Raw genomic sequence first — 12,202 nt, 5'->3', positions numbered from 1 at the left:
GGATAGATAACGGTACCATTATGGAGAGGAAAGCGGGTTCGCTACTGAAAAATCTTCTGCTTCTATAGTCATCAATGCTGCTTTCTTTTGATTCGGGCTGCTAATTACACGCCAGGCATGCTTACGAATGGCTTCCTCTATTACATTACGCACATATCGAGCGTTAGAGAAATTAATGGCTCTACGGGAACAAACGTAGGAGAGATGCTGATACAATTTCCTTTCTGCGTCAGCAGTCAGACAATAGTCACGATCTCGGAGCATTCCTTGAGCGATAGCTGCTAACTCAGTGGCAGAATAATTCGAAAAAGACAACTGGATTGGAAAGCGGGAAGCTAAACCCGGATTAATTTGCAAAAAGTCATCCATTTCATCAGGGTAACCCGCTAGAATGATAATAAATTGATTATGATGATCCTCCATGCATTTCACTATCGTATCAATGGCCTCTTTCCCGAAATCTTTTTCCCCGCCTCTTGCAAGTGAATAGGCTTCATCTATAAAGAGAACGCCGCCGAGCGCCTTATGGATTAAGTCTTTTGTTTTTTTGGCAGTGTGGCCTATATATTCACCAACAAGGTCACTGCGGTCCACCTCTATAAAATGCCCCTTTTCCAGCACTTCAATTTCATAAAAAAGCTGAGCTACCATTCTGGCTATCGTTGTTTTCCCTGTACCGGGGTTACCTTTATAAATCATATGAAGTACTTGTTGATCAGATTTTAAACCTAGTTCTTTCCTTTTATGAGCAATTAATACTTGAGCATAGATTTCCTTTATACGGACTTTCAAATCCCCAAGGCCTACGATCGATGAAAAAAAGTCATCAATTCTACGAAAAGGTGTTAAAGGCTGCTCTTTAGGGCGAACGTGCTGGATGGGCACGGCTTTAGACTTCGTGTCATTAAGAACAATATTAATTGTTCCAGGTTTAGCAGTTTTTGCCTGCGTGTACACATGGATCCCTCCTCGTTTCCATTCATCATACGCAGTTTAGACTAAACCTGTGACAACAGCCTATATCCAGAAAAACAAAAAACGGACGCTTATACAGCGCCCGTTCTTTTAATATTCTATTCTTTCTCCAATGAAACGTTTTTCATCGGAGCAAACGTCGAAATTGCGTGTTTGAAAATTAACTGCTGCTTCCCATCGGTCTCGAGAAGGACAGTGAAATTATCAAATGCCTTAACAGTCCCGCGAAGCTGGAAGCCATTAAGCAGAAAGACAGTCACTTGCATACGATCTTTTCTCAGTTGGTTTAAGTAGTTATCTTGGATATTTACGGATTGAGCCATGGATTTTCCTCCTCTATTCTATCTGTATTAGTACCATTCTATTTCTCACTTCATCATTCCTGCTAAATCATTTAAAATTGTTTCAAATTTCTCCTCATACCCCTGTTCTGAAATCTGATACCACCGGACATTCATTTTATTACGAAAATAAGTGTACTGGCGCTTAGCATAACGCCTGGAATTTCTTTTCAGCAGCTCTATGGCACGATCCATATTGTATTCTCCATTAAAGTAAGGGATAAACTCCTTGTAACCAATGGCCTTCATCGCCTGGGTATGTTCGTACCCTTTTTCATATAAACGCTTTACCTCAGCAATTAACCCCTCTTCTACCATTTGATCGACCCTGCGATTAATTCGGTTATACAACTCTTCTCTTTCCATTTCAAGACCAATAATTACAGGGTGGAAAGGCGATTCATCGCTCTGTTGTTTCTGATAATCACTCATAACCTTGCCTGTAGTTTCGTAAACTTCCAGCGCTCTTAATACACGCCGCTCATTATTTGGATGCACTTTTTCTGCCTGCTCTGGATCGACTGATTGCAAGCGTCGGTATAAAGAATCCAACCTATAATCGGAAGCTTCCTTTTCCAGACGCTTGATAACCTGCTCGTCTCTTTTTTCCTCAGAAAAATTAAAATTAAAAAGCGTAGCTTGTATGTATAATCCAGTGCCACCAACTATCACCGGTAATTTCCCCTGTGAGCTGATCGTGCGTATAAGGTGTTGCACCGTACGCTGAAATTCAGCTACGGAAAAACTTTCGTCGGGTTCCTTTATATCGATCAAGTGATGAGGAACACCTTGCATTTCCTGTTCCGTAACCTTTGCCGTTCCAATATCCATCGATTTATAAACCTGCATTGAATCTCCACTGATGATTTCACCTTCAAAACGTTTCGCAATTTCAACTCCAAGTTTTGATTTACCAACAGCCGTCGGACCAACTACAGAAATGACTAATGGCTTCATTTTTTCACACCTCCATCACTGTTACCCATTATACATGAATCGCATAGGAATCATACCTCAGCGCATTAACTAACGGATTCCGTTACCACTACTAACGAATTCCGTTAGTATAATTCAAAATATTCGTTAGTTATACTATCGAGATTCGTTAGTTTGTGTTATAGTATAAAAAAGGAGGCGTCCACAGTGGTTCATGAAAGAATTCGTTCATTAAGAAAAAATCGAAGGTTAACCCAATCGAACTTGGCTGAAAAGGTCGGTGTCTCTCCGCAGGTCGTGTCAAACTGGGAAAGGAATTATACTTCCCCTGATTTGAGTGATTTAACAAAAATTGCTCACGCGCTTCAAACCACTGCCGATTACTTACTGGGTATGAGCGATGAAAAAGAAGATGAAATTAGAGAGATCAAGCAGCTGCTCGAAACAAAAGGATATGACAAACCGGTCTTTTTTGATAAAAAAGCCTGGTTCGGCATCCAGCCTGATGACATAAAACAAATCGACAATTACTTCCGATTTTTATTACAGCAAAAAAATATATCGTAAGTCCCCTCCCCTCTAGAGCGGACAAAAAGCCAACATTAATTGATCATAAATAGATTATGTCAATTAATGTTGGCTTTTTAATTTTCTCGAATCTTTATCCATAAACAGGTAATTATTAGTTTTTGTCGAATCCTAGAATTAAGGAGGAGATATAATTTATGGATGCTAAAGAAAAATTCAAAGGTCAAAAAGTGAATTTGCAGTGTCCTCATTGTAATGAAGAAATAGAAATTGGAACGAGCTCGGTTTTCGGACCTGACCAAACCCTTACCTGCCCAGCATGCCAGACTGAAATTCATCTGGAAAATTCTGAAGCCTTGAGTAAGCTTAGAAAACAATTGGACGGGTTGAAAAAATGGACTAGATCATAAATACTAAAAAAAGGTCAGCACCTGTTGTATAGGTACTGACCTTTTTTAAATTGTCCATCACATTACCCTTTTAAACATCTTCTCCATTTCATATTCTGAGAAGTGAACGATAATTGGGCGCCCGTGCGGACACGTAAATGGATCGGTAGACAATCTTAAATCCTCTAATAGCCTGGACATACCTGCCTGGTCCAAATAGTGATTCGCTTTAATGGATCGTTTGCAGGACATAAGAATAGCTGCCTCTTCCCTTAATTTAAGAACATCGATGCGATCTTCATTCATTAACTGATCGATCATTTCATGAATAACTTCTTCTTCAAAACCTTTCGGAAACCACTGAGGATGGCTGCGAATAATATAGCTGTTCTCCCCGAACATTTCAAAGAACAGACCGACTTTTTCGAGATCTTCTTTATATTCTTCAATTTTTAATGATTCCTGCTTACTAAAATCAAAAGTGAGAGGCACCAGTAATTCTTGAACCTCGTGATCTACTTCTGCTAATTTATCCCTGAAAAATTCATATTTAATTCTCTCTTGCGCGGCATGCTGATCGACAATGTACATCCCATCCTCATTTTGAGCAATGATATACGTTCCGTGCACCTGGCCAACAGGGTGCATAGCGGGCACACGGCTCGGTGTCTTTTCTTCTTTTTGAGGAATAACTTCGGGATCTTGTTCTTTATGGACAGGGCTTTCCTCAACTTCAAAAGCAGGAGTCATTTCTTTCAGCACAGTATCCTGCCGGGCGGAAAGATAAGCTTCATCCTCAGTTTTCTTAAGGTTTGAGATATCATTTGCAATATGATCCATTGAACGGCTTCCAGCATCCTGGGCTGCTTTTTGCTGATCCTCATAAAAATCAAAAGATTCCTGGGTGGATTTTTCTTTCTTATCTGTTTTAGGAGTGGCAGGCTGAACATCTGGAATTAGCGTTTGCTGACGGAAAGCTTTTGTAATTGCCTCCTGCAAAGCTTCAAACAGTTCTTTTTCCTTACTAAATCGTACCTCAAGCTTAGCAGGATGCACATTCACATCCACAAGTATTGGATCCATTTCAATATTAAGCACTACAATTGGACTTTTCCCGATCGGGAGCAATGTGTGGTAGCCTTGCAATACTGCTTTATTCAATGGAACGCTGCGAATAAAACGACCGTTAATAATCGTCGACATATAATTTCGAGAGGCTCGATACACTTCAGGCTTTGCAATGTATCCAGAGACTTTAAAGTCTAAAGTCTCTGTTTCAATGGGAATCATTTTTCTTGCTACATTCACTCCATAGATTTTTGCGATTACCTGTAGCAAGTCACCTCTGCCGTTGGTCTGAAATATTTCTTTTTCATTATGGGTGCACTTAAACTTTATTTCGGGATGAGCGAGAGCCATCCGGTTCAGTACATCCGTAATATGGCCGAGCTCTGTGTGAATTGTCTTCATATATTTCAAACGGGCCGGAGTATTAAAGAACAGCTCTTCTACGGTGATGTCTGTTCCCTGTCTAGCATCACTTTTGGTTTTACTCATTAACTTGCCGCCTTCCAAGTCGAGTTTTGTTCCCGCTTGGTCTCCTGTAGAAGTCTTCACACGCAGGCGGCTTACTGCTGCAATACTGGCTAAGGCTTCACCACGGAAGCCTAATGTACGCACGTGGAAAAGATCATTTTCATTACTAATTTTACTCGTCGCATGACGGTAAAAAGCTCTTTCACAATCTTCCTCTTCCATACCAGCACCATTATCTGTAATGCGGATCTTCTGTAAGCCAGCTTCCATTAGTTCGATAGTAACCCATGAAGCTTCGGCATCAATACTGTTTTCAACGAGTTCTTTAACTACAGAGGCTGGCCGCTCCACAACTTCTCCAGCAGCTATTTTATTGGATAAATGGTCAGGCATAAGTTGAATATGCGCCATCTCTGTTCCTCCTTTACGACTTAATCCGTTTTTGTAATTGATATAACTCATTCATAGCATCCATTGGTGTCATTTCCATTAAATCTAATCCCTTAAGATAGGATTCTATATTTGATTTTGATTTGGTTTCTTTTTTCTGGCTTGGTTTCCGTTCTTCAACAAACATCGTAAGCTGCTCCTCTTCCAAGGAAGCGCTCGACTCTTCAGCGGCCGAATTTGAACTCTCAAATTGGGTCAGAAGAGCAGTTGCGCGATTAATAAGAGAGGAAGGAAGATCAGCAAGCTTCGCTACATGAATACCGTAACTTTCATCTGCCGGTCCCTCTTTAATCTGATGAAGAAAAACCACATTACCTTCGTATTCTTCGGCACGTACGTGCACATTTTTCAATCGATTAAGCTGGTCTTCAAGTGAAGTTAACTCATGATAATGGGTGGAAAAGAGTGTTTTTGCATGAATATGCTCATGGATATGCTCCACAATCGACTGAGCAAGAGCCATCCCGTCGTAAGTGCTTGTCCCCCGGCCAATTTCATCAAGCAGGATCATACTGTGTTCTGTGGCGTTACTCAGAGCATGATTAGCTTCAAGCATTTCTACCATAAAGGTACTCTGACCGGAAACAAGATCATCTGCGGCTCCTATTCTTGTAAAGATTTGATCGAATATTGGAAGAGTTGCAGATTCACAAGGTATAAAGCTTCCCATTTGTCCAAGAATCGCAATCAACGCAAGCTGTCGCATATACGTACTTTTACCAGACATGTTCGGCCCCGTAATGAGAAGCACATCCGTTTCTTCATTCATATAAATATCATTAGGAACGAAGGTTTCATTCTTAAGTACGTTTTCTACAACTGGATGACGCCCCTGTTTAATATCTACTAATCTGGCTTCTCCATAGTCGGGACGGACGTATCCATTCGTCTCGGCAATTTGGGCAAAACCCTGGAGTACATCAATACGACTGATTTGTTCAGCTAATCGCTGCAGTTGCTGAACATACTTTTTTACTTTTTCTCTTACTTCAAGAAAAAGTTCATATTCTAAATCTACACTCTTTTCTTGAGCTTCCAGAATCATGGTTTCTTTTTCTTTTAATTCAGGGGTAATAAATCGCTCTGCATTCGTTAATGTCTGTTTCCGTTCGTATATCCCCTCAGGCAGGTGGCGTAAATTCGCCTTCGTTACTTCAATATAATATCCGAATACACGATTGTAGCCGATTTTAAGGGATCTTATTCCAGTGGCTTCTCTTTCTTTCTTTTCCAATTGAGCGATCCATTGCTTCCCGTTTTTTGAAGCATCTCGATATTCATCTAACTGCTGGTGGAAACCGTCTTGAATTAATCCACCTTCTTTGATTGTGATCGGCGGATCATCTGCTATGCTGCCTTCAAGTAAGTCTTTAAGATCCTGAAGCGGATCGATTGTTTCATAGAGGCTTTTCATGGACGGATGATCGAAAGACCTCAGTGTGTCCAGAATTTCAGGTATTTTTCGTAAAGAATTTCGCAGTTGAATTAGATCTCTGGCATTCACATTACCGTAGGCTACCCTGCCAGCAAGCCGTTCGAGGTCATAGACAGAGGTTAACTGATCCCTTAGAGTCTCCCGCTCGAAAAATTGGTTCAGTAAGCCTTCTACCTGATCATGCCGAGCTTCTATCGCCTGCTTTGTAAGAAGAGGCCGCTCCATCCATTTTTTTAACATCCGCGCTCCCATAGCCGTAATTGTTTTGTCTACGACTGATAATAAGCTGCCAGACTTCCCTTTCTTCAGCAGGGTTTCGACTAACTCTAGATTTCTTTTTGAGTACATATCAAGGGTCATATACTGATTCAACTCAATCACTCTAACAGGCTGTAAATGATCGAGGGAGCGTTTTTGAGTCAATTGAATATATTGTAGCAAACGGCCAAAGCCAATCAGAAGCTTGTCTTGATGAACCTCTTTTACTAAATCTTGAAACTCTTCGTGAATGGACGTCTCATCCTGATGAGAAATGGTGTAACCCAGTCGATCTTTAAGGATCTCCTGCTGTTCGTGATTGAAATCACTTGCTACCACAATTTCCTTAACAGGGCGGCTGTATAATTCACTGATTGCGGCATCGAACCCTCCAGTGATTAATGCCACGTTATTTTCTCCTGTAGTCAGGTCATTGTAGCTTACCGTATAAGTACCATCATCAAACGCACTAAGGGAAGCAAGGTAATTGTTCTCTTTTTCCTCAAGCATGCTGCCTTCCATAACTGTACCAGGAGTAATTAGCTGAACAACTTCTCGCCTCACTACTCCTTTGGCCACTTTTGGATCTTCCACTTGTTCACAAATCGCTACTTTAAATCCTTTTTCAACCAGTTGCTTTATGTAATTTTCAGCCGAATGATAAGGCACACCGCACATAGGTATCCGGTCTTCAGCTCCACCATCGCGGCTTGTTAATGTAATTTCAAGTTCTTTGGACGCGCGGAGCGCATCATTGAAAAACATTTCATAAAAATCCCCAAGACGAAAGAAAAGGAAAGCATCCTTATTTTCTGCTTTAATCTTTAAATATTGCTGCATCATAGGTGTGTATTGTGCCATAAAGTCAATCCTCCAAAACGTTCTGTGTTCATACTGTTCCAATTATAGCACACATCCTTAGCTCCCTTGAATGAAAGCACACTTGTTTTAAGAAAGGGAAGTAGTCACTTCGACCTTGTAAAAGTACTATTCCCTGCTTCTGTGTATGGTCATAAATAGTTATACCTCTATAGAATAGTATTCGAAAGACTGGGTTACACGGTTTTTGAATAGAGAAAGGTGTACAGAAAAGGTAGTTCTCCCCACCCTGATTACTCTTTCATAAACGAAATCGGATATGAAGGTATAGAAACTTAAAATAGAGATCTACGGTATGTAAAAAGAGTTCTAAAAAAAGAAAATCCTCGCTGAAGTCAGCAAGGAGTTTGTATCTAATCATGCTTATCGTCGTCACTACTGGAGGAAGGAAGAAAATCAGTTTCAATAGTTGAAAAATCATCAGATGATAGCTCATATTCATAATCGTCATCCTTATCACAACCATGAGGATCAACTTTTACGCAAAGTTTGGTTTCCCCGATAACATCCACGGTAAATTCCCTTTCCACTTCTACAACGATCTTTTGACCATTGGCGGTTATATTCGCTTCTAAACAATTAGGCTGCTGGACAACTTTAGCTATTACTTCCACGTCGTCATGAATACAGTTGTCATCTTTAATAGAGAGTTTTACAAGATCACAATAGTTCACTCGTTCTGTGACTACCTCGGTTTTCGTATTATCATTATACGAATACCAAACATTCACATCGTAGCTTCCTGAGACCTCCACATGCTCCCCTTTTTTCTTTGCATTGTAAATGTGGTTAATGACCCAACAACCCAGGATACTTGTCGGGCGGTGCGAGGGGCTGATCGTATGCGTGGATTCTGTAAACTTTTTACCTTTCCCAATTACAGCTTTTGTAATAATCTCCCTGTAATCACGCTCAAAAAAAGACATAGGGTTTCACTCCTCCTTATTCTACCGCCCATCCTATGCAGGGGTTGGGCGAATGGTTACTAACATGATAAAGATCTAAGGACGTGTTTAATTCATTCTATGCAAGAGCCCAAAAAAACTGCACGAAAAAAATCCGCCAAAGGGATAAACCCTATGGCGGACATGTATTTGAGCGAAAAAAATATTTTTTTGGGACATCGATTTAAGGAATTAACTGCAGCTGCTCCCTTTAGTTTTTGAACCCGTTTCGCCCTTGAGTAAGTCTCCACCTGTGGAGCGGATTACTTCATTTGTGACTTCTCGCGAGATCGTGCTAGAAACCATCTGAAGGATATCGTTAATGACTGTTTGACTCTCTTTAAATTCAGCTACTACAGGTATTTCATCGAGCTCATCCTGCAGTCGGTCAATTTCTTTTTCAACACGCTCTAACGCTTCTGATTTTCCATAAGCTTGAAAGTTTACAGCTTGTTTCTGCAAAGCTTTAATCTTCTTAATATGAGATTGTACTTTCTGGTTATCATTCAGCTTTGCTTCCAACTGCTTAAAGCGGTCGATTTCTTCTATATTTGCCATCATATTAGCCAGTTTATGAGCTTCATCTATAACTTGCTTTCTCGTGTACTCTGCCATTTACTTCACCTCTACGCTTGCTTCCACCATTTCTCCATCTAGAGACCAGGTTTTCGCTTTAGTTATTTTCACCGGTACAATTTGACCGATGGAAGATCTTGGAGCACGGAAGTTAACTAGTTTATTACGCTTCGTGTATCCAGCTAGCACTTCCTCATTATTCTTACTTTCTCCTTCTACAAGCACATCCACAATCTCGCCTTCATATTGCTTCATTGCCTGTGCTGACTGTTCATTAACCAGCTTATTTAGGCGCTGAAGACGATCTTTTTTCTCTTCCATAGAAACGTTATCCTGCATTTTAGCAGCTGGTGTGTTTTCCCGTGGAGAGTAGATAAATGTATAGGCCGCTTCAAATCCGACTTCTTCCACAAGCGACAAGGTATCCTGGAACTGTTCTTCTGTTTCATTTGGAAAACCAACGATAATATCCGTAGTAAGAGTAGCTTCCGGCATCGCTTTGCGAATCTTCTGGACAAGCTCTAAATATTCTTCTCTTGAATATTTACGTCCCATGATCTTAAGAACATCCGTATTACCAGATTGGACAGGCAGGTGAATATGGTCGAGCATATTGCCGCCCTTAGAAAGTACTTCAATGAGCCTGTCATCGAAGTCACGGGGATGGGAGGTCGTAAATCGAACACGCGGAATATCGATGCTTCGAAGCTCATCCATCAAGTCGCCAAGTCCATAATCTAATTCAAGATCCTTACCATAAGCGTTCACGTTTTGACCAAGCAAGGTGATTTCTTTATACCCCTGGGCAGCCAGATGCCTCACTTCCTGAATAATATCAGCTGGCAGTCGGCTTCGTTCCTTGCCTCGTGTATATGGAACGATGCAATAGGTGCAGAACTTATCACAGCCGTACATGATATTAACCCACGCTTTAATCTTTCCTTTACGGGAACGTGGAAGGTTTTCAATGATGTCCCCTTCTTTAGACCATACATCGATAACCATTTCTTTTCCAAACATAGCTTCTTTCACAAGCTGAGGCAGCCGGTGAATGTTATGCGTTCCAAAAATTAAATCGATAAAAGGGTGCTTCTTAAGAATGCGATTCACTACGGATTCTTCCTGAGACATACATCCACACACACCGATAATTAAATTTGGGTTTTCCATTTTTAATGGTTTTAAGTGACCAATTTCACCGAAAACCTTGTTTTCAGCGTTCTCTCTTATCGCACAAGTATTAAGGAGGATGATATCCGCTTCTTTCGTATCCGAAGTGGACTCATATCCCATTTCTTCAAAGATACCGGCCATAACCTCTGTGTCATGTTCGTTCATCTGACATCCGTATGTACGGATCATATATTTCTTTCCTTTACCAGACTGATCCATATCTTCAGGTATTGTAAAATCATAATGCACGTCTGTTTCCTTTTTCTTTCTGCGCTGTGCATCCCTCATATTTGGAGGCTGGTAAGTAGTTTCAAAATATTTCATGAAATCTTCACTTGATTTCTCTTTCAGACGGTCCAAATTATCTTTATCTGACGCCGTATCTTCAGGATTAACCTGACGAATACGGGACATGTCATTTCGCTGTTGTTCGTTCATTGCGATCTCCTTTCAAGCCGAGCCTTCTAACTGTCTTATTATATCAATTTTTTCTCTGAATTTTAAGTAGAATTGAGAATTTATCTCCATACTCCAAAATAGTATCAGTTTTCACAAAAAAAAGCCACCATGACTAATGGTCACAGCGGCTTAACATGAACTTTAAATGATCCCTAGTTTTTTACCAACAGCTTCAAAAGCATCTAAGGCCTCTTTAAGCTCTTCCTTTGAATGTTCAGCTGTTACAATCGTACGAACCCTTCCCTTTCCACGCTGTACCGTCGGGAAGACAATTCCTTGAGCGAAAACGCCATGCTCAAATAACGCATCAGAGAACTTATGGGTTAAGGCATCGTCGCCAATCATAACAGGTGTCACTGGTGTTTCACTGATTCCTGTATCAAACCCAAGAGAAGATAGACCGTCTTTGAAATATTTCGTATTGTCCCAAAGTTTTTCAATTAACTCAGGTTCATTCAGAAGTACATCGATAGCTGCATCGTTAGCTGCTGTAACTGCAGGGGGATGAGAAGTGCTGAACAAAAATGGACGTCCTTTATGAATTAGGTATTCTCTAAGTGTTTGCGTACTGGCCACATATCCGCCGAGGACACCAATAGCTTTACTTAACGTACCCACCTGGATATGAACACGACCATCCAAATTAAAATGATTAACCGTGCCACGTCCATTATCGCCTAGCACTCCGCTGGCATGAGCATCATCAACCATAATTAAGGCATTATACTTTTCTGCAAGTTCTACAATTTCCGGGAGCGGAGCAATATTCCCATCCATGGAAAAGACTCCGTCCGTTACAACTAAACGCGTTCGGTACTCTGAGCTTGCCTGCAAGGCTTCCTCTAATGAATTCATATCCACATGCTTATAAATTTTTCGATCCGCCTTCGTTAAGCGAATGCCGTCGATAATGGAGGCGTGGTTTAATTCATCAGAAATAACTACATCCTCTTTTCCTAAAATAGAAGAAAGCACACCCTGGTTGGTTGTGAATCCGGATTGAAAAACAAGAGCTGCTTCCGTGTGCTTGAATTTAGCAAGTTTCTTTTCAAATTCTTCGTGCATTTGCAATGTTCCCGCAATAGTACGAACCGATCCTGTTCCAACACCAAATTCTTCGTTTGCTATTTCCGCCGCTTTTTTCATCTTTGGGTGAGATGTTAACCCCAAATAATTATTGGATGACAGCTGGATAACTTCTTTACCTTTAATAGTCACTCTTGACCCTTGAGCTGACTCCAGAGGAATCAAACTCCTGAATGTCCCTTCACCCTTCATTTCTTCTAATTGTTCCTGCAAGTATTCAAAACCTTTCATATGGTA

Annotated in this window: 11 protein-coding genes; 2 read left to right on the top strand and 9 right to left on the bottom strand. The window is 40.7% G+C overall.

Annotated elements, in window-relative coordinates:
• Positions 1-18: 18 nt before the first annotated feature.
• The 3 genes from ACTWPM_RS04610 to miaA all read right to left on the bottom strand — a co-directional run bounded on the left by ACTWPM_RS04610 (position 19) and on the right by miaA (position 2,273).
• Positions 19-957 (bottom strand): AAA family ATPase, encoded by a 939-nt coding sequence (locus ACTWPM_RS04610; protein ID WP_443131897.1) that lies wholly within the window; start codon positions 955-957, stop codon positions 19-21.
• A 116-nt stretch (positions 958-1,073) separates the two neighbouring features.
• On the bottom strand, positions 1,074-1,298 hold the full coding sequence (gene hfq, locus ACTWPM_RS04605; protein ID WP_089751040.1) for an RNA chaperone Hfq: 225 nt from the start codon (positions 1,296-1,298) through the stop codon (positions 1,074-1,076).
• Positions 1,299-1,343: 45 nt separating this feature from the next.
• The gene (miaA, locus tag ACTWPM_RS04600; RefSeq protein WP_443131896.1) at positions 1,344-2,273 is read right to left on the bottom strand and encodes a tRNA (adenosine(37)-N6)-dimethylallyltransferase MiaA; all 930 of its coding nucleotides are present in this window, start codon (positions 2,271-2,273) and stop codon (positions 1,344-1,346) included.
• A 186-nt stretch (positions 2,274-2,459) separates the two neighbouring features.
• On the opposite strand from miaA, the gene ACTWPM_RS04595 reads away from it, so the two are divergent.
• Both ACTWPM_RS04595 and ACTWPM_RS04590 read left to right on the top strand, forming a co-directional pair.
• Positions 2,460-2,819, top strand: coding sequence for a helix-turn-helix domain-containing protein (locus ACTWPM_RS04595; RefSeq protein WP_014643360.1), 360 nt, complete (start codon positions 2,460-2,462; stop codon positions 2,817-2,819).
• A gap of 158 nt (positions 2,820-2,977) precedes the next feature.
• Entirely contained in the window at positions 2,978-3,190 is a 213-nt protein-coding gene (locus ACTWPM_RS04590; RefSeq protein ID WP_443131895.1) for a DUF7836 family putative zinc-binding protein, read from the top strand.
• Between the two features lie 57 nt (positions 3,191-3,247).
• Here the strand turns inward: ACTWPM_RS04590 and mutL are convergent, their stop codons facing one another.
• The 6 genes from mutL to ACTWPM_RS04560 form a co-directional block, all read right to left on the bottom strand.
• Positions 3,248-5,116, bottom strand: a complete 1,869-nt coding sequence (mutL, locus tag ACTWPM_RS04585) for a DNA mismatch repair endonuclease MutL (RefSeq protein ID WP_443131894.1) — start codon at positions 5,114-5,116, stop codon at positions 3,248-3,250.
• A 13-nt stretch (positions 5,117-5,129) separates the two neighbouring features.
• Complete coding sequence (gene mutS, locus ACTWPM_RS04580; protein ID WP_443131893.1) at positions 5,130-7,709, bottom strand: DNA mismatch repair protein MutS; 2,580 nt, start codon at positions 7,707-7,709, stop codon at positions 5,130-5,132.
• A gap of 371 nt (positions 7,710-8,080) precedes the next feature.
• Positions 8,081-8,653, bottom strand: a complete 573-nt coding sequence (locus ACTWPM_RS04575) for an outer spore coat protein CotE (protein WP_014643357.1) — start codon at positions 8,651-8,653, stop codon at positions 8,081-8,083.
• Positions 8,654-8,863: 210 nt separating this feature from the next.
• The gene (locus ACTWPM_RS04570) at positions 8,864-9,286 is read right to left on the bottom strand and encodes a RicAFT regulatory complex protein RicA family protein (protein ID WP_443131892.1); all 423 of its coding nucleotides are present in this window, start codon (positions 9,284-9,286) and stop codon (positions 8,864-8,866) included.
• The gene (miaB, locus tag ACTWPM_RS04565; RefSeq protein WP_443131891.1) at positions 9,287-10,858 is read right to left on the bottom strand and encodes a tRNA (N6-isopentenyl adenosine(37)-C2)-methylthiotransferase MiaB; all 1,572 of its coding nucleotides are present in this window, start codon (positions 10,856-10,858) and stop codon (positions 9,287-9,289) included. It abuts the gene before it with no gap.
• A 162-nt stretch (positions 10,859-11,020) separates the two neighbouring features.
• Positions 11,021-12,196, bottom strand: a complete 1,176-nt coding sequence (locus ACTWPM_RS04560) for a glycine C-acetyltransferase (RefSeq protein WP_443131890.1) — start codon at positions 12,194-12,196, stop codon at positions 11,021-11,023.
• Positions 12,197-12,202 lie beyond the last annotated feature (6 nt).

Source organism: Halobacillus sp. K22 (assembly GCF_052246795.1).
Classification (GTDB): domain Bacteria; phylum Bacillota; class Bacilli; order Bacillales; family Halobacillaceae; genus Halobacillus.
This window is presented reverse-complemented; position numbering and strand designations above follow the sequence as displayed.